This window comes from Aromatoleum evansii, from assembly GCF_012910805.1.
GTDB classification, from domain to species: Bacteria; Pseudomonadota; Gammaproteobacteria; order Burkholderiales; family Rhodocyclaceae; genus Aromatoleum; species Aromatoleum evansii.
On record NZ_WTVK01000019.1, the window covers coordinates 19944 to 43476 of the forward strand.

The 23533-nt window shown below is 63.2% G+C and carries 30 protein-coding genes and 1 tRNA gene; 13 read left to right on the forward strand and 18 right to left on the reverse strand.

The genetic code is table 11. From position 1 onward, the window contains the following. Positions 1-35 precede the first annotated feature (35 nt). The 3 genes from GO615_RS11475 to GO615_RS11485 form a co-directional block, all read right to left on the reverse strand. Positions 36-1676, reverse strand: a complete 1641-nt coding sequence (locus tag GO615_RS11475) for a phosphoadenosine phosphosulfate reductase domain-containing protein (protein WP_169128077.1) — start codon at positions 1674-1676, stop codon at positions 36-38. Between the two features lie 75 nt (positions 1677-1751). Beyond that, positions 1752-2288 (reverse strand): hypothetical protein, encoded by a 537-nt coding sequence (locus GO615_RS11480; protein ID WP_169128079.1) that lies wholly within the window; start codon positions 2286-2288, stop codon positions 1752-1754. 69 nt (positions 2289-2357) lie between these two features. Further along, positions 2358-2768: a hypothetical protein gene (locus GO615_RS11485; RefSeq protein WP_169128081.1), complete on the reverse strand. Its 411-nt coding sequence runs from the start codon at positions 2766-2768 to the stop codon at positions 2358-2360. 64 nt (positions 2769-2832) lie between these two features. Here GO615_RS11485 and GO615_RS11490 point away from each other — a divergent pair, with 64 nt between their 5' ends. Genes GO615_RS11490 through GO615_RS11500 form a run of 3 tightly spaced genes read left to right on the forward strand, consistent with a single transcriptional unit; the run spans position 2833 to position 5668 of the window. Then, positions 2833-3984: a type IV pilus assembly protein FimV gene (locus GO615_RS11490; protein WP_169128083.1), complete on the forward strand. Its 1152-nt coding sequence runs from the start codon at positions 2833-2835 to the stop codon at positions 3982-3984. Continuing rightward, a complete protein-coding gene (locus GO615_RS11495; RefSeq protein ID WP_169128085.1) occupies positions 3984-4202 on the forward strand; it encodes a hypothetical protein in 219 nt (72 codons plus the stop codon). The genes GO615_RS11490 and GO615_RS11495 overlap by 1 nt, the downstream gene beginning before the upstream one ends. 5 nt (positions 4203-4207) lie before the next feature. Further along, on the forward strand, positions 4208-5668 hold the full coding sequence (locus GO615_RS11500; RefSeq protein WP_169128087.1) for a calcium-binding protein: 1461 nt from the start codon (positions 4208-4210) through the stop codon (positions 5666-5668). Positions 5669-5755: 87 nt separating this feature from the next. Here the strand turns inward: GO615_RS11500 and GO615_RS11505 are convergent, their stop codons facing one another. From GO615_RS11505 to GO615_RS11555, 11 genes are all read right to left on the reverse strand, one after another. Further along, complete coding sequence (locus tag GO615_RS11505) at positions 5756-6229, reverse strand: hypothetical protein (protein ID WP_169128089.1); 474 nt, start codon at positions 6227-6229, stop codon at positions 5756-5758. Further along, positions 6226-6453 (reverse strand): hypothetical protein, encoded by a 228-nt coding sequence (locus tag GO615_RS11510; RefSeq protein WP_169128091.1) that lies wholly within the window; start codon positions 6451-6453, stop codon positions 6226-6228. Before GO615_RS11510 ends, GO615_RS11505 begins: the two co-directional genes overlap by 4 nt. 87 nt (positions 6454-6540) lie before the next feature. Next, complete coding sequence (locus tag GO615_RS11515) at positions 6541-6720, reverse strand: hypothetical protein (protein ID WP_169128093.1); 180 nt, start codon at positions 6718-6720, stop codon at positions 6541-6543. Beyond that, complete coding sequence (locus GO615_RS11520; RefSeq protein ID WP_169128095.1) at positions 6717-6956, reverse strand: hypothetical protein; 240 nt, start codon at positions 6954-6956, stop codon at positions 6717-6719. Before GO615_RS11520 ends, GO615_RS11515 begins: the two co-directional genes overlap by 4 nt. Before the next feature lie 77 nt (positions 6957-7033). Beyond that, entirely contained in the window at positions 7034-8455 is a 1422-nt protein-coding gene (locus tag GO615_RS11525) for a phosphoadenosine phosphosulfate reductase domain-containing protein (RefSeq protein WP_169128097.1), read from the reverse strand. Positions 8456-8666: 211 nt separating this feature from the next. After that, positions 8667-8945 carry a hypothetical protein gene (locus tag GO615_RS11530; protein WP_169128099.1) on the reverse strand — a complete coding sequence of 93 codons (279 nt, stop codon included), beginning with the start codon at positions 8943-8945 and terminating at the stop codon, positions 8667-8669. A gap of 10 nt (positions 8946-8955) precedes the next feature. Next, on the reverse strand, positions 8956-9618 hold the full coding sequence (locus GO615_RS11535) for a DUF8317 domain-containing protein (protein ID WP_169128101.1): 663 nt from the start codon (positions 9616-9618) through the stop codon (positions 8956-8958). 144 nt (positions 9619-9762) lie between these two features. Continuing rightward, positions 9763-10353 (reverse strand): hypothetical protein, encoded by a 591-nt coding sequence (locus tag GO615_RS11540; protein ID WP_169128103.1) that lies wholly within the window; start codon positions 10351-10353, stop codon positions 9763-9765. A 246-nt stretch (positions 10354-10599) separates the two neighbouring features. Next, positions 10600-11604, reverse strand: coding sequence for a hypothetical protein (locus tag GO615_RS11545; protein ID WP_169128105.1), 1005 nt, complete (start codon positions 11602-11604; stop codon positions 10600-10602). Positions 11605-11702: 98 nt separating this feature from the next. Further along, positions 11703-11876, reverse strand: coding sequence for a hypothetical protein (locus tag GO615_RS11550; protein ID WP_169128107.1), 174 nt, complete (start codon positions 11874-11876; stop codon positions 11703-11705). Positions 11877-11949: 73 nt separating this feature from the next. Further along, positions 11950-12117, reverse strand: coding sequence for a hypothetical protein (locus GO615_RS11555; RefSeq protein WP_169128109.1), 168 nt, complete (start codon positions 12115-12117; stop codon positions 11950-11952). A 143-nt stretch (positions 12118-12260) separates the two neighbouring features. Between GO615_RS11555 and GO615_RS11560 the strand changes: the two genes are divergently transcribed. Continuing rightward, a complete protein-coding gene (locus GO615_RS11560) occupies positions 12261-12485 on the forward strand; it encodes a hypothetical protein (protein WP_169128111.1) in 225 nt (74 codons plus the stop codon). Here GO615_RS11560 and GO615_RS11565 read toward each other — a convergent pair. The 3 genes from GO615_RS11565 to GO615_RS29195 form a co-directional block, all read right to left on the reverse strand. Further along, positions 12478-12864 (reverse strand): hypothetical protein, encoded by a 387-nt coding sequence (locus GO615_RS11565; protein ID WP_169128113.1) that lies wholly within the window; start codon positions 12862-12864, stop codon positions 12478-12480. The two genes, GO615_RS11560 and GO615_RS11565, sit on opposite strands and share 8 nt — an antisense overlap. Positions 12865-13088: 224 nt before the next feature. Continuing rightward, positions 13089-13499 carry a hypothetical protein gene (locus tag GO615_RS11570; RefSeq protein ID WP_169128115.1) on the reverse strand — a complete coding sequence of 137 codons (411 nt, stop codon included), beginning with the start codon at positions 13497-13499 and terminating at the stop codon, positions 13089-13091. Positions 13500-13503: 4 nt separating this feature from the next. Continuing rightward, complete coding sequence (locus GO615_RS29195) at positions 13504-13638, reverse strand: hypothetical protein (protein WP_281358706.1); 135 nt, start codon at positions 13636-13638, stop codon at positions 13504-13506. A 329-nt stretch (positions 13639-13967) separates the two neighbouring features. Here GO615_RS29195 and GO615_RS11575 point away from each other — a divergent pair, with 329 nt between their 5' ends. The 9 genes from GO615_RS11575 (at position 13968) to GO615_RS11615 (ending at position 22178) form a co-directional block, all read left to right on the forward strand. Continuing rightward, positions 13968-14780 (forward strand): NADAR domain-containing protein, encoded by an 813-nt coding sequence (locus GO615_RS11575; RefSeq protein WP_169128119.1) that lies wholly within the window; start codon positions 13968-13970, stop codon positions 14778-14780. Between the two features lie 65 nt (positions 14781-14845). Then, the gene (locus tag GO615_RS11580) at positions 14846-15574 is read left to right on the forward strand and encodes a hypothetical protein (protein ID WP_169128121.1); all 729 of its coding nucleotides are present in this window, start codon (positions 14846-14848) and stop codon (positions 15572-15574) included. Between the two features lie 65 nt (positions 15575-15639). Continuing rightward, positions 15640-16080 carry an RDD family protein gene (locus GO615_RS11585; protein ID WP_169128123.1) on the forward strand — a complete coding sequence of 147 codons (441 nt, stop codon included), beginning with the start codon at positions 15640-15642 and terminating at the stop codon, positions 16078-16080. Between the two features lie 126 nt (positions 16081-16206). Then, positions 16207-16989, forward strand: a complete 783-nt coding sequence (locus tag GO615_RS11590; protein ID WP_169128125.1) for a hypothetical protein — start codon at positions 16207-16209, stop codon at positions 16987-16989. A gap of 140 nt (positions 16990-17129) precedes the next feature. After that, complete coding sequence (locus GO615_RS11595) at positions 17130-20120, forward strand: helicase-related protein (protein WP_211167063.1); 2991 nt, start codon at positions 17130-17132, stop codon at positions 20118-20120. 137 nt (positions 20121-20257) lie between these two features. Beyond that, a tRNA-Pro gene (locus GO615_RS11600) sits at positions 20258-20334 on the forward strand. Positions 20335-20506: 172 nt separating this feature from the next. Beyond that, positions 20507-20749 carry a hypothetical protein gene (locus GO615_RS11605; RefSeq protein ID WP_169128127.1) on the forward strand — a complete coding sequence of 81 codons (243 nt, stop codon included), beginning with the start codon at positions 20507-20509 and terminating at the stop codon, positions 20747-20749. Positions 20750-20836: 87 nt separating this feature from the next. Continuing rightward, positions 20837-21646: an EAL domain-containing protein gene (locus GO615_RS11610; protein WP_169128129.1), complete on the forward strand. Its 810-nt coding sequence runs from the start codon at positions 20837-20839 to the stop codon at positions 21644-21646. Positions 21647-21665: 19 nt separating this feature from the next. Beyond that, positions 21666-22178 carry a thermonuclease family protein gene (locus tag GO615_RS11615; protein WP_246262243.1) on the forward strand — a complete coding sequence of 171 codons (513 nt, stop codon included), beginning with the start codon at positions 21666-21668 and terminating at the stop codon, positions 22176-22178. Between the two features lie 14 nt (positions 22179-22192). Here GO615_RS11615 and GO615_RS11620 read toward each other — a convergent pair whose 3' ends face one another. Then, entirely contained in the window at positions 22193-23449 is a 1257-nt protein-coding gene (locus GO615_RS11620; protein WP_169128131.1) for a DUF8535 domain-containing protein, read from the reverse strand. Positions 23450-23533 lie beyond the last annotated feature (84 nt).

Genomic DNA, 23533 nt, shown 5'->3' on the forward strand with positions numbered 1-23533 from the left:
CACTAGACAAGTGCAGCGACATTGCGACATTTGTATCAACGAAAAAGCCAACCTCCAGCGGTTGGCTTTTTCGTGCTGGGCGTGCAGTCGAAGCGCTTGTATTGACTGTCCACACCAGTAGTTTGTGTACTTATGCGCCCCCAGTCCCCAACACGTACGTAGTGTTGCAGATGCTGATACTCCTCGATGTGCGATTCCGCCTCGAAATCGAGAAAGAGCAGCGCCCCTTCCTGATCGAACTGGAACCCCTCTTCTTCCACGATCCCCTCCCAAGCCGTCACCACACTGCTCTTGCCGTACTCGGTGACACCGATGCAGGTTTCGAGCATCGACGCTGCGTACGGGTCAAGCAGGCCTGCGGCGTGCGTCTTGGCGGCCATCGTCCAGTCATCTCCCACCGGCAGAAACTGCGGCGCCGGCAGATCGACCTTCGGAAACGGCTCCACCACAGGGACGGGATACCGGATGCCCTTCTCGTGGATGTCGAGAAAGTCTTGCAGCGCCGCAAAGCCGTCCCAATGGCCGTTTAGGGACCAATGAGCGTCAATGGCGAACATCTGCTCCAGCGTGACGAGCTGAAACCGCGGCTCGTTCAGTCCTGCAATGCGCGAAGCCTCGAACTCCTCCGCGTCGAGCGTGACCGCCATACGGAAGAGATCGCGCAGTTTGCGCGGGCTGTAGACATCGGGCCGGATCGCAACGTGGCCCTTCTCGATCGTCCGGCCAACCCAAAGGCGATTCTCCAGGTCGTAGTCCGTATCGATGAGGTACTGACGCAGTGCCGCCACCCCTTTCAGGAAGGCGTACTCGGGCTTGTCGAGCATCGCTGTCATGCTGGCGTCGGTGCGAACCTGCATGCAGAGCATGCAACCGAACCGGGCACCACAGCCGCCCTTGCGAGGCGCACCTTCGGTGAGCGAGTCGTTGATCACCGCGCAGGACGTGGGCCCGGCGTCGGCGTAAGCGTCTCTCACGGCCACGCCGTCCGTGTAGGACTCGAGCAAGCCGCTTGTCAGCAGACCGATGAGCTCCCACACATTTTCCGTCGTCCAATGTGCGATCGGCGACAGCACCAGCTCGCCCATCTTGTTGCGCACCGGCGCCAGGTCCGAATCGCCGCGCTTGCGCATCTTCTGCCCCCGCGCTTCGCTTTCGCTGAAGCGCGTTCCGGTAAGGGTGCAGACTTCGCGCCCTTGCCCCCAATCGGGCAGCAGCTTTTCGCGCAGCCGCATCATCGGCGCGACCTTCCAATCCGTGCTGCAATCGCCTTGGCGCTCGGGCACGCTCGGCAGCGCACGGCCACCGAGAATGCGAACCGCCCAGGTGTCGAGCAGCTTGGGTTGCGATACTGCCACCTCAAGCTCCACGCCCAACTTCTTCGCGTAGGCTTGCATGCGACCAAGTTCCGCAAACGCTACAGCGCTGATTAGCGGATTTTCGATTTGCGTGTTGGCATGAAGAACCAGCATCCGAGGACGAATCCCCTCAGCCAGCACCCGCGCGACGGCCATGAACCACACGACCATCAGCGCGAGTGAATCCTTCCCGCCGCTAAATGCTGCTGCCAGAGGCACGCCATCCCGCATCAACTGCGCGAGGGTCGCCACTGTCCTTTCGAGGCGTAATTCGAGCGGTTCCTCGACCACTCGCACCTCCTGCGGTACGAACAGATCCATGTCAGGCTCCTGATTGACGCGGAGCCTGCCCCCCTGCGGGAGACAGCCCCGCATGGGTTGGTGGATTGCTTCGTTCTACGCCGCAAGCGGCGTCTGCTCTTGCGTCTGGCCGGGCGCGGTGAGCGACCTGACCATCCAGCGCGCCGCCTCCATGGCTTCCGCGTGACGGAACTGTTCGGTTCCGTCGGTGATGACCACGAACGCCTTTCCCTGCCTTGTGAGGCGCACGGTGCGACCCTTGCACTGCACCCTGGCCTCACCGGCGCGTTTCGCGCTCACTGCCACTTCCAGCGCGAGCGATTCGGTCGCGAGCCAGATCGCCCCGGCCATCTCTTCGGCCAGTTTCTGCCGGCGCAGCGCGAGATTGCGCTCCTCGGTGATGCGGGCCGTTTCCGCCCACGCCTCACCGACGTCGACCGCATCGATCTCGACGAAGCAACCTGGATACCAGGCCACGTCGTTCGGGATCGCGCTATGCCCGGATTCAAGCGGCACCCATTGCAAGCGGTATTCCGGCAGGATGTTTCGCGGGCTTTGCCCCGGCCTCATCGGATAGGGGATCAGGACGAACCCCGTCCATTCCTGGAGGAAAATCGTCATCTTGGTGTGCATGGTTGGCTCCTTTGTGACGCGGAGCCCTTCCCGACGGGAAAGCCCCGCCAGGGTAATGAATCTTGAAAGTCAGTCCGCTGCGATGGTTTCGGACGCCGAAATCACTTCGGACAGAAACACCTCGGCCAATCCGTCGCCACAGTCCAGCACGATGATCGTCTCGCCGTGCAGACCTTCAACCGCACCCGTCTCGGACACGATGCGCACGACGCGACAGACGCCCGAGGACAGTCCATTGTCGGGATCGGTCCAGAAAACCTCGTCGTCCGGCTGCAGGGTGTAGAGACCTTCGTAGCGGGGATCGAAATCCCCGAATTCCTGCGCGCGTTCGAGTGACCAGACTTCGGCCTCGGGATTGACGGCGAGGAACTGTGCAGCGTCCTGTGCGGACGCCAAGCGTGAGGCGGAAGCCAGATCGAAGCACCAGCCCGAATCGGTCCAGTAGCCGGCTTCCTTGCGAGAGGCGATGACGTGAGGCATGTTTTTCTCCGGTTGTGCGGAGGCCTCACGCACCCCGCCTGGGTTCGTGAGAACCCCGCGAGGCATGTTGAAAGTCTGGTTGCGGGCCCAGCGTGCCCATGACGATCCACGATGGATCGACAATTACGATGAGTCTAGCATGCGCCTTCGGTATCTGCGCAAAACCCATCTTGCAACGGCAGCTAAACGTGTTGAACTGAATCCATCGCGGCAAACGACGCTTTATCAGCCTTTTAGCGCGCCGTCTCGTATCCGCGAACCCGCTACTATCGCGGGCTGCACATGCTGTCATGGAGATTTTATGCATCGCTCCCTCGCTCTCGCCTCGCTTGCCGCTTATGCCGTCGCCGCGCCGGCCGCGCCGGATGTCGGGCAGATGAATCTCCTGAGCGCTCCGGGCACCCCGTTCCATGCGGAGTTCCCGCTCCTGCCACGCTCGCCCGCCGATCTCGCAAACTTGCAGGCAGGCCTCATGACGCGCGGGGCTCAGAAGGGGAGCGCGATGCGCGAATGGGAGCGCGGCCTGACCTTCAGGCTCGATAATCGAGATTGGCGCCACGTGCTCGTGGCGCGAGCCGCGGCGCCGCTGCAAGACGAGTTGATCGACTTGACGCTTGGCTTGGACAGTCCAACCGGCAGCATTACCCGCGACTACGCGCTGACCTTTCGCGATGGCGCATGGGTGCCGGTGCCTGTGGGCGCAGACCTTCGCACGGTGGCCGTGCAGAGCAACACTCATGGCGAGCGGCCAGCTGGCGAGAGTGGAATGCGTCTATCGTCCGGACTGAGCTTCGTGATCCCGTTCGCCGACGGGCGTGTGAGCCTTGGCCCGAAGGGGCGTGCCGCCGTGGCCGAACTTGTTGAGGCGGCCGGCGATTCCGAGCGCATCCACGTGAAGGGATGGGCCGGATCGCAAGCGGTCGATCGAGAGCAGATGGCCTTCAATCGGGCCTACACGGTGCAGTACAACCTGCGCCAACACGGCATTGCCGAGGATCGCATCCGGATCGTGTCGCCGAGCATTGCCTTGTCCGAATTGGATGCCGTGGGGGATGCGGCGCCGCGGGTCGTTGCGACGCTGCTTGCAGCCCGTGGCAATGACGAGATCGCTCACGTTGATCGTTTGCGCGACCTCCGCGCCGACCACGGCGCCTCTCGCATCGACGCGCCTGTGCAACTCGCCATGAGCCAGACGCTCACCGGGGCGCGGCAATAATGAGTTGGCAATGGATTGGCCTAGAAATCGGCACCCTCGCGGCGTCGATCCTCGTATGGCTCGGCTTCATGCTCTTGCTCGCGCCGCTTTATGGCGCCCCCCCGATTACCGAGAACCCCGCCTACTACCTGAGTTCGCTGGTGGTCGGCCTGTTTCTTCATGCCGTATGGCGCTACTGGCGCCGTCGCGCGCACGCCAAGACACACACTGAGGATTGACCATCATGCCCACCTTCACAAACGTCACCAGCACTTCGGCTACCCCGGAACCGGGTTTTCTCTATAGCGCTTACGCCGGCCAGATTACCGATGCGCTCGACTCGATCCGGCAGGCGGCTCTGACGGTCGCCACGGCCGATCCTTGGTCCCAGAACATCACGGCCAGCGTCGCCCAATTCGGCTACGCCAACGGCACTGAACTCGATGCGCAGATTGCATCGCGCACTGCAACCTCGGTCGTTTTCAGCCGGGCCGAGATCACGGCGGCCGACGGGTCGAGCATCGACCTTACCGGAAGCGCCAAGATGTCACTGAGCAAGAGCGGCGACATCGTGGCGGCACCGGCCAAACTCACGCGCCTCGACTACGGCAACGAGGAGGCAATGCAAATCCTCAATGGTGCGCTGAAGCTCGACCCGAACACGGGAGTGCTGACTGGCCGCCTGACTTCCATCACCCTCGCTTTCAGCAACGACAACCCCGCCACCTCGGCCCATGAATGGGACTATGTGACATTGACCGGTCGCGTGGGTCTGTCGGGCAACCTGACCAACGGATTGCAGTCGCTCACCGGCAAATTCGCAGGCGTGGATTGGGGCACGATGAGCACCACAGCGAACGGAGCGACCTCTTTCAGCTCCGAAGGCGCGGTGAGTGGCCTCAAGATCGATGCTGCCACCCTCTTGAGCGGCCTGCAAAGCAGCGGGTTCGACGCCCTCAAGGCAGGCCTCTATAGCGGCAACGACACCATCGACGGCACCGCCGGCGCCGACCTCCTCGATGCCGGAACCGGCAACGACAAGGTGTATGGCGAAGACGGCGACGACACGATTCGTGGCGGCGCGGGCAATGACCAACTGTTTGGCGGCGCGGGCAACGACATCATCGATGGTGGAGCGGGCAACGACAAGATCACGGACGATGCCGGGCACAACACGATCACCGACCTCGAAGGCAATGCGAATATCGTCACCGGCGGCGGCAACGACACCATCACCACGGGCGCGGGCAACGACAAGATCGCCGCGGGCGACGGCGCGAATGTCATCCGTTCAGGTGCGGGCAACGACACGATCATCACTGGCGGCGGCGCCGACTGGATCAACGGCGGCCAGGGCGCGGACAAACTGACCGGCGGAGGCGGCGCCGATGTGTTCGTATTCGACAACCTTGCTGTCGGTGGCAAGGACGCGATCATGGACTTCAATGCGTCCGAGGACGTCTTTGCCTTTGATACGGGCGTTTTCACCAAGCTCGCCGGCGGCATCAGCGCCGAGAATTTCGTCATCGGCAAGGTGGCGCTTGACGCCGATGACTACCTGATCTTCGACACCAGCGGCGGCAAGCTCTACTACGACGCCGACGGCAGCGGCGGCGGCGCAGCCATCCAGATCGCAGGCGTGAAGGGCGCGCTCGCCGGGCTGAGCGCCGACAGCTTTGCCGACGCCGACCTCATGCTCGCCTGACCATCCACAAACAAAAACCCCCGACGGGCTCACGAAGCCGGTCGGGGGTTTTTTCTTTCCATCGCCGGCACAGGGCCGGCTTTGCGGCTAGGCCGCCATGGGCAATGCGTCGCGTTCGTGCAGGAACTCCTGGAACGTGATCTCGCCCCGATTGTGTCGCGCACACAGCTCGTTGAAAGCGATGCCGCGCTGCCACAGCGCCGTTTGCGAGAGGCGATCCAGCACCCCAATCACCTGGCGCGAATAGCCGCACAGGAACGCATCGTCGAGGGCCTTCTTCGCAGTGCTGTAGAGGCAATGCCCCGAAAAGCCCCGCGGATCGAAGAACGTCAAGCGCGCCCGACCAGAATCGTCAGGCTCCTGCGAGATGAGCGCGTACAGTCCTTCGCGCAGTTCGAGCTCGACCCCGAGCGGCTCCCCCTGCGTCGCCGCAAGGATGGCCGCTTTGCGCCGGTCCGATTGCTGCAGCTTGCGCAGCTCGATCGTTAATTGCGCGGCGTGGCTACGGTCGCCACCCGTTTTGGCGGCAGCGATCGCCGTCTTGAGAAGGTCGTCGATCATGATACGAGCGCCTCCATGACGGACTGCGACTCGAACCCGTCGCGCAGCATGCGGGTTGCCACGACGCCGAGCTCGATCGGTGTGAGCCGGCGAGCGATGCGGTGGCAGGCATTGATGCGACCTTCACGAAGGGTGCGTTCGATCGCCCTCGTGGTGGTCACGAGAGCTTCAAGGTGGGCGACCGGGCGTGCGCCGGCGCCGCCACCGCGGATCACGGTAAGCATGGCTTGACTCCTGGATGGTGCGGGCGGGCAGGACGTGCCTGCCGTTCCGCGAGAGAGAGGGCGAGCGGTCCGAATTGGGCCGTTCTTCTAGCGTGCAAGCACGCGATCGAGTTGCTGTTTGCGATCCTTGAAACACCGCTCGGCACGCGTATGGCAACGCTTGCCCTGCGGTGAATCGTCATCTTCAAAGCGCCGCATCTGCGCCTGGAAGTGATCCATCTCCCGGACGAGCCTCCCGATCTTCTGCTGACGGTTGTGCGGGTTCATGGATGCTCCATGAGGCCCGTTGCGTCCGCTTCGGACAGCTCGTAGCGGCGCAGCGCAATCCGGTGGCACGAGAACCGCACCATCGGCTCCACCGTCTGGCCGTAAGCCTTCGAGTAGTGATCGAGATAGCTGTCAAGCTTCGCAATCGTCCGGTTGCCAAGGCCCTGCGCTTCGAGGTATTCGAGCGCGCAGCGGGCCGGTATCGGCAGGTTGTGCTGCGGAATGGCATCAGGCATTTTCGACTCCTTCGTTGGAGGGAGTCCGATCCCCGCAGGGAGTCGGAACCCCCTCGGGTTGAATTGGTGCGCGCCGCTTACAGCCCCAGCGTGCACATCGGGCAGGCAATGTGCCGTTCATCCACCTCCAGTTCGCCCTCCTCTTTCACGACGGGGACGTACCTGGACAGGTGCAAGACCTCACCGGTTGGCCCGGTGATGTTGGACAGCGCCTTTTCTGACGATTCCAGTTGCTCATACCCCCACGTCCAGGGACGATCCCGGTAGCGTTCGTATTGAGCAATCTCCTGCCGCAGCCCTTCGGCGTGCAGCGACCGCGTGGCCCAGCCAGTCAGATGCCTGATCTGCTGGTACGACTCGCCCTCGGACCAGGTGTAGAGGTTCTCGCCGGGCAACGCCTTGAGCTTGGAGGTGTCCACCTGATCGGCCGGGAGGTCGATGCAGGCGATCACCAGCCGGCATTCATTTGCCATCTCGTCCTGGGTGAGCCCGTGGGCCTCACTGGTCAGAAGTCTGTGCACCCAATGGTTATCCAACTGCTTCTTGAGCGAGGCCAGTTCCCTGGAATAACTCACGAAACGCTGCCACCAGACGCCCGTAGCCGGGTGCCAGAACAGCTCGTAAGCGGCGAACAGCGTCGTGCGCGCGCCCTCGGTGAAGAGGCTGAGGCTGTCGTTGCGGGGTTTGCGCCCGCGCATCTCGACCACCTCCCCTTCGCCTGCGTCAAGGTCGGACGGCAGCGGGAACGTCACCCAATTTGCACCGATCTTGGCTTCTTCCCAGAGGGGCGTGGCGGGAGTGTGCCGTTGCACGAATCGAACCGGGACTTTCTCGCACTGCATCCCGCGATTGAATCCTTCCGGGCGCTCGAGCATCAGGCCGATGAGTTCCGTGCGACGTTGGAAGAAGCACGTTTCACAGCCACTGCGGGAACGCCGGCGGTAGTACGCAGGCACCCCGATCGACTCCTCGAGCACGCGCATGATGTCGCCGCGGCGAAGATCGAGGTCGATGAAGGGCAGATGCGTCTCGATCACCGGGGAGGTGAAAGCCAATCGGGTCGCCTCATCGGCACGAATGCCGATGTAAGCGTGGATCAGCTCGTCGCCCTGCCGGGCCTCTTTCATGAACCGCTCGAACGGCAGCGTCTTGAGTTGCTTCGTGCAGTAGCGCGAATTCGGACCGGGAAGGAATCCCCCCCAGTCTTCGATCAATTGGAACAGGTCTCGCTCCGCTTTGATGCGAATGATCTTGCGCCCGGTGAACTGCTCCACCTTGTCGAGCGTCTCGTAGCAGCCCTGTTCGTCGGCCGCCGTATCGGTGAAGATGAGTTGAAACGGGACATCGGGGAAGAGTGCGGTCATGACGATCGCCAATGCCGCCGAGTCTGCCCCACCGCTTTGCGGAATCCAGTGCTGATCCCGCGGGCCGCCCGGTAATTGAAACCGGCCGGCAAGATGTGCGAAGCGCGTTCGCACGAAGTCGGGTATTGCTCCCATGTTTGGCTCCACGTGGAGCCGGAGTGCGTCCCCAACCGGGGCGCAGACCCCGGCGGGTTGATGATGGCTGGCTTCGGTCAGCGACCCGGTATCCCAGCTACCGTTTCTGGCGAGACCGCCAAGAAATACGCCTTGCCGCTGCGCTCACGTGAAGCACAGGGGCAAGGCGCCGCACGGGGAGGGATAACCCCTCGACCGTGCGGAACATTGCTTACAGCTGAACGCTGGGTTCGTAGATCCGCACCACCCCGTACTGCGGGTGATGGCAGACCGGCCCAAACTCATCGAAGCCCGTCACACGGCTCTCGTGCATCGACGGGTCGGGGCGTGAGGCGGTGACGTACTGAATCCCGCGCATCACACCCATCCACCCATCGCCACGCAGATAGCGACGTGCGGTCTCCTCGCTGATGCGTTGGATGAACGATCCATCGCGCATGCGCAGCCGGTAGATGATTGGCTGCTCCGGGGTCGGTTGCTTCTCGCTCATGGCCGACTCCTCACGCCACCAGTCTTTCAGCGGTTGAGAAGCGTGCCGCCGCGAGCGCAGCCTTCAAGGAACACACATCAAAGCGGTGCGTGCCCAGATGCTGCGCCAGGACACGAAACACCTGGAACGGCACTTCCCGAACGAGAGTCGCTTCCGCGAACACCTCTCCGTCATGAGTGAGCCACCCGCTGTAGGAGCGCTCCGGTTGGCCCGGCAACGATGCCCGAGCCACCATATCGGCTGCCACGTTTGGACCGATGCGACCGGTCAGTTCCAGCGCAAACGTCTCCGCCCAAGTCGTCTCACCGCAACGGAAATCGACCTGCACCGTGAAGTGCGCGGACGGTTCCGTCTTGGCAAGCTGCCCCTCGGTACAATCGAAGACGCGAAGCGCTTTACTGCCGCTTCCGACGATCTCGCACCAGTGCGCTTCCGACGACCAGATGAAGTTGCCACCGAAGGCGTACCGTGTCGTGCCTCGAAGCGGTTCGGGCATCGCCACAAGTTCGGCCATGCCGCTGCGCGCGAGGTAGAGCGCCGGCATCTGCACGTTCGGCTCGACCAACTGCGGCACCGCGTCACCGATCAACACCACCGTGTCGAAACGGTTCGAAATACCTGTGCTTCCCGCGAGCGACGAGCGGAAGACTTGGACGGGTAATCCCTTCTGCATGGTGACCTCCTGAATGATGATGCGGAGTCACCAGATGCCCCTGCCGGGATCTAGCGACCCCGCGGGGATTGAAATGTCAAAGGTATGAACTTGCTGGGCGATTGATGCGAGTGGCGCCCGAAGGCGCCCCCTGTTGCGGGCTGATCAGAAGTAGCCGACCTGCCCGCCACCCTGTTGCTGCATTTGCGGCTGCACAGGACGTGCTGCCGAGCGGTGACGTGCGACACGGGTGAGCTGCCCATCGACCAAGCGCACCGTCTCGCCCACGTGGAGCGATGCGGCTTGCGAGTCGACGGCTTGCGTTACCGCGACCATCTCGCCGTTGGGAAACTCCACGACGATTTCGAGCGCGGTTTCTTCCACCGTGTCGATGGCTTCGGCAGCACGCGAACCGCCCCAAGCGCCCAAGGCACCGAGAACGAGTTGCGCCGCCTGTTGGCCGGTGCCTTCACCGACACGCTGGCCGGCAAGCGCACCAAGCGCTGCGCCGAGCCCCGCACCGATGAACTCCCCTGCTCCACCTTGACGACGCGAGGACACGCGGACCTCACGAATGTCGACGATGGTGCCGAGTTGCACCGCCTGACGATGACGCGCTTCGCCACCCCGATAATCCGATCCCGTGTTGGGGCCGTTGTAATCGCCTCCACCCCATCCGAAGAACTGCGCATGGGCGGCGCTGCCGCCGAACATCAGGACGAGAGCGGTAAAGAGGGAAAAAATTGCGTTTTGCATGATGCGCTCCTCAAAGGGAATTGCGGAGCGCCTGTCCCCTGCGGGGATAGGACCCCGCGGGTTTGTGAAAGGCTGCATGATGTTGCCCGACGCGATGTCGGCATGGTCGCTGCAGCGACGTCCATGAATTTCCGAGGCCACAATGGCACCCGAGAAAACCGGCAGGAGGACTTTCGCCCACCTTGCCCAAAGCTTGCTGTGCCTTGGGCAAGGCGCCCCTTGCGGGGGGCCTGCCTGTTGCGAACATTATGCCGCACGCTTTTCTTGCTGTGCGAGGAATTCGCGCAGCGCGTGCCGCATCTTCTTGGCGTTCTTCCGCCCGCACAGGAGCGCATCCAGGATGCCGACCCGCTGTGGATTGGGAATGGACACCATGTCGAGGTCGTAGAGGGAACGGTCGATCATCGCGTCGTACTCTGCATCCGACATGACCACTGCCTCACCCCGCCGTAACGAAGCCGCCTTGCACAGCAGCGGATCATGCGTCTGTCGCCCCAGCCAGTCGAGATACTCGGGCGTATCCAACACGTCCGTCAGCGCGGTGCGGAAGTTGGGCCAATCGAAATGACAAGCCTCGATCCGCGTAAAGCGCAGCTTCGGAATGGCTGCGGTGAAGAAGCCGACCGACTCGTGGCCGACAGTGCCCCAAGTTTCCGACTGTGTGAAATCGTGGATCCGAATGCCATCCCAGCCTTCGTCCTCGAGACGGCGAAAAAGGCCAAGACGATTGTAGTCGGGGCTCTGCAAGTCCCCTTCTCGTCCGGTCACGAAATCGTAGATGCGCAGTGATTCCGCGCCCTCCACAATCCACAACCAGCCGGCGGCCGCATTGCTCGCGGCGGCGAACACATGGGCATCGCGCACAGTGTCGTAGCGCAGCAGTTTCAGCCACGTCCGACCGTCCTGCACTTCATACCCAAGCTCGTCGCGCATGTACGCTTCAACTTCGCCGTAGGTCGGCCAGCCCTCGGGGATCACCCACGAACGCGCCCGGCCAGAACTGTCCCATTCAATGTGCGGAACTTCCTTGCCCATGTGGGACACGGCCACCGAGTACGCCGGATCGCCCTTCACGGGCCAGACCCGTTCGTGCGCAAGCTGTTGCCCCTGCTGCCACAACATCGTGGACGTCGACGCCGGGATGTAGGTTTGCGCCACCGCGGACGAGCCAGCCGTCCAGAAGACGCGATCGAACCCTCCCACTGCGGGCGACTCGAAGTCTTTGACTGTACCGTGGAATAGTCGCTGCATGTCTTTGCTCCTGGTGATGCCCGGAGCCTCCCCACCGGGGAGGAATCCCCGGGCGGGTGATGGATGAGTCGCTGATCACGACTCGACTTGCGCCAGCCTCAGATGGGCCAGGCGCGCACGTTTTCGGCAGGGACGAGCTTGCGGGTCCCATCCAAAGTGACTATCGAGAAACCGATGCCGGTCACGGTTTTAGCCACCGTCCCTTCACGAATCACGCCATCGTCAAGTTGGTATTGAACTCGCATGCCAGCCGGCAGCTTTCTGGTTGCCATGTTGGCTCCTTGGTTCTGCGCAACGTCGCCCGCGTTGGGGTCGATGTCGCGCGGTTTATGTACTGCAGATCGCTTATTCCAAGCGCTCGAGCGTGAACTCGAAGCGCCCGGTGCGAAACCGCAGATTTCCGTCCCTCTCGTCGAGGATTTCGCTACCACGCGGCAACGCCACGTGGTCTTTGGCACCCTCCATGGCCGTCAGCACCACCACATTGGCTTCGTGGTGATCGACGGTCTGCACGGATTCGGATGCAGGGCGCACACCATTGATCTGGCTGACAGTGGTGCGCCACGATTTGTCGCCTCGCACTGATTGGGTCTTGCAATGGATGCTGGCTGTGGTAAATCTTGAATCACAGGCTTCCAGCCTCCATCACAAGGGACTTGAATATCGTGTTCGCGTGGCTTCGCAATTTGTTCAATCGCAACGGCACCCCCGCGGCCCGCCTTGATGTCATCAAGGGCGGCCGCGAAGAGCTTGCACGCGAAGCCGCTCGGGCGATGTTCACGGACTTTCACAGTCCGCGAACCGCCGAGCTTTTCGAGAAGCTCGAAGCTGCTCAGCGCAAGCCGAACCGCTTCAACACCTCTCTGCGCCGAGTCAAGTAGCCCCGGCTTGCAGATCCCGGTCCGCACTGCGCGCCTTCATCTCTTCGAGAATCAGCGTCGCGAAGCGATCGAGCTCCTCCACGGCCGCAGCCATCCCGACGAACTCCATGCGCAGCATTCCGACGCGCTTGAGCCCCTTCTGGAGATCCGCATCGGGCGCCGCGCGCACCCACTTGTTCGTGCAGGTGAGGTTGAACCCCTCGGCCGTCGCACGCGCATCAGCAAGTGAGCCACGCCCCCACAGCATCGAGCGCGTGCCGTTGATGGTGACGTACTCGATGGCGAACAGGGTGCCTATTTGTGCCAATCGCATGTTGCCGAGCCAGGTAATGTCTGCGTAACCGCTCAGACGGGCGAGTGCGAGAAAGACATTGAACATCTGCATTTTCCTCCTTCAGAACAACTCGGCGAGATCGAAGTCGTCGCATCGTTGCGGGGATTGGATGGGCGAGGACACCGCGAACTCCTTGCAGGCCTGACGCGAAACGCTGACGTATTGCCAGCGCGGTCGCATCGAGCACAGAAAGAAGCCGTGCGCCATCAATTCTTGGGTGCGGTGATCTTCCGATTCGCACACGAGTCGCTTGCACTGACCACAGCAAGTCATTTGGCCGCTCCTTTGAGCGCCAGAGCGCGGGCAGCCTCCCACGACCGAACATCCTCCTCGTAGGGGATAACGGCAGCAGAGGATTCCCACATTGCACGCTCGGGATTGAACTCCCACAAGACCGGATGGCGCAGACCGGCCGGGTGGCGGGTCTGTTCGGTTTCGAGCCAGGCAAGGTGCGCCCGGATCTGTTCCGTCGTCGGGTTGTCGCCCAGAACAGTCCCGCGCCAGGCGCGAGGATCGTCTGGGGCAAGCAGGATGCCCCGGTGCGGCGGCATCCAGTTGCCCGGATGCCCTCCGACGTAGGGCCAGCGTCCCGCTCCGACTGCCATGCCGACCTGCAGACTTACGGGCTTGGGTGCAGCGAGGATGTCCTCGAGCGACCCGAACAGGTCGAAGCTCTCCATGACGTTACCGGATGGCCGGTCCCGTTACGTGGAGCACGACCATGACCAGCACGCCGATGGCCACCGCGACCCCGATGAACAACTCGGGGTTGTACTCCTGATGCTCGAAATTGACGATTTGACGCAGACGATTGCGCATGATGGACTCCAGAAAAAAGCGGAGCCATCACACCCCTGCGGGGCATGAAGACCCCGCGGGTGAAGAACGAACGGCCAGAAGCCGTCCTTGTTGAAAGGCTGATTGGCCGTCAGCTCGGCATCTTGCTCGTCACAATGACGAGCGGAAGGTGGAAGAAAAATACGCTTTCCCGCGCACGGCGTCAAATTCCTCGGGTCGCAGTCGGAATATGACGGGATAACCGCCATTTTGCTCGCTTGCCGAATGCCGCTTGGCTGGCATGCTTACGACTATCCTCCGTTCTGGCTGCCCTCTTTGCGATGCTGCCCTCGCTATCGCCCGACGACTTGATGCCGTTTCCGACGTACCGCACACCGCAGATCGACGTGCGGACGGCATTCGATGGCACCCGCCCGGAACTACCCCCGACGGTCGAGCACTTCTTCCAGTCCGAGCGCTTTCGTACAACCGATGAGGCCCTGCGCCGGGCGATTCTCGACGCCAACTCGGCCCGCGAGGCGCGCAAACTTGCGCAGCGCAAATCCGCGGTCGAACGGCCGAACTGGACGACCTTGCAGGAACGGGTCATGGAGACCGGACTCTGGATGAAACTGCGCGAGCACCCGCAGTACGCCCAGGCTCTGGCGCGACACCCGGAGATTGCAGACAACGCCTACCCGTATCGGGATCACTTCTGGGGCGGTCACCGTGAAGGCGTTTCGGAAAACCGCTATCGCGCCCTGTTGCTACGCATGCGCGATAAGCTGCTCGCCCGCAACTTGGTGCGGGTCGCCATCACGGGAAGCTCGTCGTTCGCCAACGAGTTTCTGATGTCGAGCAAGCTCACTCTGCTCTTTCGCAGGACTCCGCCCGATCTTGTCCTGATCGGATGCAGACGAGGCGCGGACGATCTGGCCGAACGATGGGCCATCGAACAAGCCTTGCCTGTGCGCCATATCCCCTATCGCGGCCGGCGCAGCAGCAGCGAGCGGGAGCGCCATGGTCGGGCACTGCTCGGCAAGGCCACCCATCTCGTCGCGTTCTCCGATGGAGACAGCGAAACGGAACTACTCAAGTCCCTGGCCAAGCAATTCGGATGCGCCACGAGGATCTTACCGACCTCGCCCCGCCCCACGACGGGGCCGCGCCCTAACTCGCGGTGAGTGGGCAGCGTCCTGCCTGTGCACCGTTTCTCAATTTCACCCCGACCAAGGAGACTTCCCAAGATATGCAACTCAAACCTTTTTGCGCTGCCGGATGGAGCGCGCTTGCGGCCGCAGTATTGCTGAGCGGCTGCGCCAACCCGCAACTCGCAGAGTCCATGCAAACGCTGCAGTCGTCGATGCAAACGGCGGTACAGTCGATTTCCAACCAGGTCACGCGCACCCCCGATAACAGCGGCAAGACGCCTTCGATCAAGGACACGCAACTGGCAGGCATTTTTGAACAGCATCCTTACGACACCAGCGTCGACTTCAAGAAGCAATTCCCGCGCGTGGCACTGAAAGTCACGCAAAGCCCGCCGCAGAAGGTGCGCCAGACGCTGGAAGGGGTCATCTACCTCCGGAACAACGTGCTTCCCGAAGGCTGCTGGACGGTAGAAGGGACGCTCTGGCGCAGCCGAAACAAATCCGAGCCGGTGGCCCCGTTCTATCTGTGCAGCCCGCGCGATATGGCCTACGACATTCCCCTTCGCGACGGCAAAGATTGGTTCTTGTCGACCCCTATTTTCGCTGCAACGCAGGAGACGACCGGCACACGTCGAACGACCGGCCCGGTGCCGCCCACCGATCCCCTGCCGCAGGATCTCAAGCACAAGAAATTCTACGGCTCGGACTTTCTCGGTAGCCTGCAAGGCCTGATGATGATCAGCCTGCTCTACCAGATGGGGTTCGATTGGTCCGTCCATGAAGACCGTCGCGTGTGGTTCACACAGTTCGATACGAACACCCCCTAACTGCTGCCGTAATCGCGCGCCCGCGCCGCGCCCATTGGGATGCGGCTCTAACCAAAGGCAACTTCATGACCTGGACCGACCGCCGTTACGCGAGCTTCCTTACCCGAGTCGCAGCCTCCCTACTCGACTCGATCTGGCTGACCGCTTTTTCGTCCGTGCTGGGCTTCGGTCTCTATGCCGCCATGGGGATGCCCACCCCAGTCGCCCAGGACTTCAACGCGGTGGAGCTCGTCGCCTCGTTCCTCGCGCCGCTCGTGCTGGTGATTGCGGTCTGGCGACTCAAGCAGACCACGCCCGGCAAAGCCATTTTCCGGTGCCGCATCGTGGACGCGGCGACGGGCGCCGCGCCATCCACCGGCCAATGCATCCTCCGCTACCTTGGCTACCTGCCTGCCATCTTTCCGTTTGGCCTTGGCCTGCTGTGGGTGGCGATCGACCCCCGGCGACAAGGCTGGCATGACAAACTCGCGCGCACCGTGGTCGTTCAGGACACTGACGAAGCATAAGGTTCGCGCGCTTGGGGCTTTGGGAACTCAATCCCCGTCTGGATTGCACAATCCACAAATCAGGGGTTGAAACGGGAGAGACCTCCGGCAAGCTGGTTCCATCGACTCAACGAGGAGCCAGCCGTCATGCCTATCGTCACCCCCGAATTGCTCACCGAACTGACCGCTCTGCATGCGCAGACAGTCGCAGCATACCGGACGCTCGGCGCAGCCTTGACCTCGGCCCGCGATCGCGAAAAGACGCTCTTTGCGCTCCATGAATCCTACGACCTGTTGTCGGTGCCCGACACCGACAAGCAGATCAGCGATCTGACCTGGCGCTTCCGCGAACGGCTGCTGCGTATAGCCGAGGAGCAGTTCACTCCGTCGCGTTCGGCTCGCTTTTCCATTCCGCGAGCCGACATCGCCAATGCATTTCCTGACTGCGCCACGTTCGACGCGGAGGCGTTCTGGGCGCACCTCGAGGCGACCTACAAGCCGGGCGCCGCGAAAGTTGCCTTTGCCGGCGTGGCGCGCGATCTGGTCGATGCGTTCAATCTGGAGCGCAACCCCAACATCGAGCGCAAGGGCAACCTCCTCGTCCTGAATAAGTGGGTTTCCTGCGAGAAAACCTATTCCGGCCGTATGGAACTCAGCTATCACTCGGCCGATTCCGTGGCCAATGGGCTTCGTACGCTCGCCGCCTTTGCCGATTGGGCGAATCTTCCCGGGGTGGCCGCGAGCATCCGGCGCCATCTCAACCACACTCATTTCCACCACATGGAGATCGTGAGCCGGCAGCGCATCACGATTGCGGCGGGCGAACTCGAACTGATCACCTTCCAGACCCGCTTCGAGTTCCGCTTCGGCGGCGAGATGGCCAAGCAGTTGCCGCTGTTCATCGGGCAATACGCCCGAAAGGCGGCCTGACCATGGATTGGTACGCACCGCTGGCCGCGCGGCAGGGGCGAGGCGCCACCGCCGCCCGGCCAGGCTCCCTCGCGGGGCTGGCCGCTGCGCGCAAGGAGCATCAGGGGCAATTCTTCACCCCGGCACCGGTCGCGCGCCTCATGTGGGAGATCGCGCAACCGGTCTTCGAGGCCTGCGCGCAATACCACCGCAGCGCCCGAATCCTCGACAACTCCGTGGGCAGTGGCCGCCTGCTGCGTTTCGCCTCGGCCGATCGCCACGCTCTGTTCGGTGTGGACACGGACGGCGAGGCGGTCGCTGCCCTGAGTGCGGCGGCCGCGGCTGCAGGATTCGAGTATGAGTTCCTTACCTGCGGGATGCAGGACATCACCCCCAAGGACTTTGACTGCGCCTTTATCAACCCGCCTTTCAGCCTGACCCTGCAATCGCCGTGGCTGAGCCCCTATTCGTGCACGGCCTACGGCAAATTCGGGCCGAACACGAACGCGCTGTCCCACGCCTATGCACTGGCCCAGGCCCTCGATGCGGCGCGCGTGGTTGTGGCGCTGCTGCCGACGAGCTTCACCGAGGAGGTCGCCACTGATCCCGCCTACAACGAACGGCTGCAGGCGATCTACCATCTTCCGGCGGGCGCTTTCCGCGAGGAGAACACCGAAGTCCGCACCAGCATCCTCGTGTTCGGCCCGCTCGGCGCGACCGCGCCGATGCACTGCCTGACCCTAGCCAATCTGGATGCGGGGCCGCTGCCGCCGGTGAGTGCGCGCGCCGGTCTCTTCGCCTCCGCCCCGAAGGCCCGACTCAACGCGCGACACATCGAGAGCGGCGCTCCGACGATCACCCTACCGGTGACGGGCGACACGTCCGTGCGCGTCTCCCACGACGGGCGGCGCGTGCGGCTCGGGTTCGGCTGCGGGCTCACGCAAGCGATGGTGCTCAATACCATCCTGCGCGAACCGGTCGGGCACTACCAGCCCGACGGCACCGACCGCCACCGCTATCCGCAAGGCATCCGCTACACCGGACAGGGCGCGCTCGATCTCGAGGTGCACCTGACGCAAGACGATCCGCTTGCCTCCTTCGAGGCCTTCCTCGCCGAAATTCGGGACGCCGGCGGCACGCCCCTGGTTCAGCCTGGCGTGCGCGAACATCTCGCGCGCCGTCATCGCCGCTCGCTGCGCCAGCGCACCCCCCTCGCCCACACCGTCTATTTCCCGGGCGGACACGTTCGGCCCGCGGATGATCTGGTGTTGGGGATCGCCCGCACGACCCACCAGATCGACCCGAATTCGTGGTTCTCGCCGGTGATCGAGATGGGCGCCGAAGTGAGCTTCACCCGCGAGGGCGGCGACTGCTATGTGGCCGAGATCGACGGCGAACGTCTGTCGCTCACCGCCGCCGAGTTGCAGGCCCGCTTCGAGACCGCCACTGAGGCCACCACCGAAGGCGAGTGGCGGCAGATCCACGCGGGACTGGCCGCTGCCTACCCGGACTTGGCCGCAAACTACCGCGCCCGCGCTCGCGCGCTCGGTGTCGACAAGTGGCTGTCGTGGGACTTCCAGCTGGAAGACGCGATTGAATGCCTGATGAAACCAAACGGCTGTGTCATCGCGTGGGAGCAAGCGCTCGGCAAGGCCCGCTTGGCGGCCGCGCTGATCCTGCTGTCGGGGGTGAAACACGGCATCCTCGCCGTCGAGCCTTATCTCGTCCCGGAAATGGAAGCTGAACTTCGCGGGCTCCCCATCCCGCCCGAGGCGTGGCAGGTCATCACGAAGCCCGCGCACGCCCGCGCCCTGCGGACCATCAATATCATCACCTACGACCGCCTGCGCTCCAAGCTCGCCGACGCGAAGCACCAGACATACGCCAAGCTGCTTCGCCGCCGCGCGGGGCTGCTCGTCGCCGACGAAGGCGAAGTGCTGTGCAACATGGGCAGCCTGCAGACGCGGGCCCTGTGGCAACTTGCCACAAAGCGCAAATTCGTCCTCACCGGCACCCCGATTGCAAACTATCCCAGAGACGCCCTGCCCCTTCTGAACTTCTGCGCCGGTGACGGCACCGCTGCACAGCCCTATGGCGTGCGTGGCCTCTTCATGGATGAGCGCCTTCGCACTTCCATGGCTTTCGTGGAACGGGGCATTGATCGTTTCCGCGACGACTTTGTGACCACGGAGTGGGTGACGCCCGAATTCAGCGACACACTTTCGCAAGGGGCCAAGCGCGAGATCCCGAAGATTGCGAATCTGGATCGCTACCGCGCGATGCTCGCGCCTCACGTGAAGCGCCGCCTCGTGAAAGAGCCGGCGGTGGCCAAGTTCCTGAAGTTGCCCGAGCCAACAGAGCAGGTTCGCACACTCGGATGGGATGATGCCCACCTTTTCCACTACCTTCGCGTCGCCGAGGATTTCTCCGAGTGGTATCTCCAGCAGCGGGGCGACGAGCGGCGCGGGAGCAACCTGGTCGCCTTGCTCGCGCGCATCCAGGCCGTCGAGATCGCAGCCAACTTTCCCCAGCACGAGGGGCAGAAGTTCGGTCGTTACCTGCCGCTCACGAGCAAGCAACGCTTCGCCATCGAGCGATTGGCCGAACACTCGCGCGCCGGGCACAAGTCGATCCTCTATGCGCACCACCCCGGACTGCTCGACCTCTTGGCCCGGGAGCTCGAGGCGCAGCACGGCATCCGCGGCGTGGTCTTCCATGGCGGCACGAGCATCAAGGCGCGAACCCAACTCCTCAACGACGAATTCCGCTACGGCGACTCACCTGTCCTATTCGCCAATATCTCGATCGCGCAAGCCGGGCTGAACTTGCCCCAAGCGGACACTGTGTTTTTCTACGATCGCGACTGGGCGTTCAAGGCCGAGGATCAGGCCGGAAAACGCGTGCTGCGCGTGCAGCAGAAAAACGCTGTCCTGCACGAGCGCTGGCATCTGGACGGCGGTATTGATGTCTACCAGGACCAACTGGTCGCCTTCAAGCGCGATGCCTTCCGCTCCGGTCTGGATTGGGCCACCCCGGAGACGGATGACGTCGAATTCCTGCATCTGGATACCATCCTCACGCGCTTTGCCGAGGCGGTTGCGGCGCGGCGCGGGGTCAAGAGCCATGAACTGCGTCATGCGCTCGCGGCTTAAAGAGGGGGCTTGCGAGCGCGCGCGGGCATGGGAAGATGAATCCATCGATGCGAGGATCGCCGGAAGCCCCCAACAGCTTCCCAAGCTCCTAACGGAGTCGTTTCAACGGTTCGGCCCAGCGGCCGTCTCATCGGTTTCGGGGCGTAGCGCAGTCCGGTAGCGCGCTTGCTTTGGGAGCAAGATGTCGGGGGTTCGAATCCCTCCGTCCCGACCAATTTATCAGTTCCGGCCGCGACCGCACGCACTGCGCGTCGGAACTATAGCCAGGCTGTGACGCCCGCCGGATCGTGCGGTGAGGGCGATGCGGGCACAGTCAGATCCGGGCGGGGAGTCCGGACAGGCCGGTGAAAGTCCAGCTCCCCTATTCCAACCGAGGACCGCCGAGCATGAGCATCATCACCCTGGACACCGAAATCACGGTCGGCGAGGGGGTCGTCGTCATCCGACAGCAGAATTCATCCAAGGCCACAGTCGCCCACATCCTGGGCGAACGCGTACGCGATGGCGTGCGGTACCTCTATCTTGATCGCCTTGTCCATTTCCGACGCGGTTCGCAGCTTGTCGGTTGGCAGGCAAGCGGCGCCATCAGCACGATCCTCTCGCGCCCGGAGACGGCCGAGGCGGAATAAGGTGGGGTTTTGCCCGGTTTGCGCGATTGAACGCGCGCCGGTTTGCCATCACCCTAGAATCTGAACTCCCTACGACTTCGGCACCCCATGCGCGACTACCTCATCCCGAACTTTCAGCCCATTCTGGACACCCATGGCACCGTGCATGCGTATGAAGCGTTCATGCGCTTGAAAGGTGACGACTCTGGAACTGCGGGCTTCATTCCCCGCTGGGAGCGTAGTCGGCTGATCAGCACCGCGGACAACTCGATGATCGATCAGGTCGGCGCTCTGTCCTGCCAAAGCGCCTATCGTGGGAGCCTGCGCTTCAACCTCAACATCTCGACCGTCAGCATCGATTCCGACTCGCGCTCGCTCGCCGCGAAGCTCGGTGAGGTGCGCCCGCTCACGCGCGGACTCACCGTCGAATTGCCGCATCTGGCCGTCCAGCACAACTATCAACGGCTGCTCGAATTCACCCATCTGTGCAAGTTTCACCAGATCGACATTGCCCTTGAAGGCGCTGAACTTGGCATGGCTTTCACGAGTCGGCGCTTCCTGGAGACGCTGCACCCGAACTTCATCAAGATCGACAGCAGGTACTTGATGGAATTGCGCGGCACACCGCAGTATGCCGAGATGCTCAAGGCGATAGACATGGCACGCACCCTTGGCATCCACGCCATCGTCAAGAACATCGACAGCGCGGACGGACACAAGGCGGCGACCCTCTCGGGTGCACGATATTTCCAAGGCCGATTCTTCGCGTCTGAAAGCGCGACTGTGCCGCCGCCGGATCAGACCCATCGCCTCACCATCCGACCGCGCGGCATCCACCTTGCCGGCAACGGCCGACTTGCGCGGGTCATCGGACCGGTACGCCGTCTCTTTGGCGCACACGGCGAAGAGGCCGCTTGAAGCACAGAGGGATCGTGCGATGCTGGTTGAACATCCCCCTTTCGAGCTCGTCATGCGAATCCGATACGCCCTCGCCCTTGCCCTTGCCCTTGCCTCTTGTAGCCTGACCCTTCCCGCCGTCGCCGCGTCGTTTTCCGGCACCACGGTGGCCGTCGCCGATGGCGACACCCTCACCGTCCTCAAAGGACGCGAAGAGGTGCGAGTTCGGCTCGCCGAGATTGATGCCCCGGAGAAAAGGATGGACTTCGGGCAGGTCTCCAAGCGATCCCTCTCCGACCTGTGCTACCGCAAGCGCACCGAGGTCCATGTGCAGGACGTCGACCGCTATGGTCGCGTCGTCGGGCGCGTGACGTGCGAGGGCATCGATGCCAACCGCAACCAGGTACGCAACGGCATGGCGTGGGTCTATGACCGCTACGCACGCGACCGTAGCCTCTACACATTGCAAGCTGAGGCCCAGCAAGCGCGCCGCGGCCTCTGGAATGCGCCATCGCCCATCAAGCCGTGGGATTGGCGACAGGCTAATCGCTGAACGCGCAGTCCGCGCTATAACGTCGCGGCCCAGGCAAAGAACCCACGCGCCAAGAGCCTTGCCGCCTCGCCCGCGTCCCCGTTACATGAAGCGGGCGCGTAGAGTTCGACCCTCATCCCCTGTGCCATCAGCGCCTCAGCCGCCGCCTGTTTGCCGGGCAGATCCTCCTGCGACGTCACCATAAGCGCCCCAAACTCCCGTTCGCCGCACGTCACCACAAAGTGCGGCTGCGCCGCGCCTCCACCTAGCACGCGGCGGACATGAAAGCGTCGCTCCGACTGGCGCTCGTCTCGACTCGCAGCCCACTGCAGCAACCCTGCCATCTCGCGCAACCCTTCGGAGGCGAGCGGCACCACGCCGCGCTGAGGCCGCGCGACGATACAGGCGCTGGCCGCGTCGAATCGCGCATGTACCTCATCCCATCGCAGCGCCACGAGGGCGAGCAGCGGTCCATGCTTGGCGAGCACCTCTACGTGTCCATGAACGGTCAATGTCCCGGTGAGCGTCTCCAGTCGGTTACCCGTCACCGAGCGCACGAGTACGGCCAAGTACCCCTGCATGGGCAACCGGCGTGGCCAGCGCTCCTTCAGCAACGCTTGCGCGGCGCGCGAGGCCCATCCAGAGAAATACCACTGCTCGTGCGTCCAGAATACGTCCGCGAGCGTGAGATCATCGATGAGCGGGACGCTCCGGGCACACTCGCGCAGCAGACGCATCTGCTCCTGCACGCCATGACGGCTCAGGGGGTGGATCTCGACGCACCCTGCATGCGCGGCCAACCATTCGAGGCGTTGCCGGAGGGGAGACCCCGCATCGGGCGATCCCCCCGAGCGCACTTTAGCCCCTTGGGCGCCCTGGACGCCCACCTCCGGCTCCGGACGAAAGAGCAGGAAGTCGGGCACATACGCGACGTCGCTTTGTTGCCTGCGTCGCGTGCGGACAAGAAGGCTGCGACCGGCTTGAGCCCCCTCCTCCCAATGAAACGAGCACTGAGGCGCATGCTCGCCGTGGTCGAACGAACGGCGCAGCGCGTAACGGCCGGAGGCGAGCCGCACCACATAGATCACCGGTCGCACATCGGGGCGACAACCGCATGCAATCCAGCGATGCGCCTCATGCAAGCCCTCAAGCGCCTGCTGCACGCTTGCGGCGGCGGCATCGCCAGTCTCGGCGCGGGAGAAGCCCTCCCGCCACTGAGCCTGCAACTGGCGCACGACGCTGGGCTCGAGCGGATACGCTTTGCCCTGGTCGGTTCGATCAATGCTCCACACAGCCCCACCTGTATCGCGGTTGTCCCGTGAGAACACTAGCGGGGATCTCCAACACGCACACGGTGAGAAAAGTCCGATTTCACG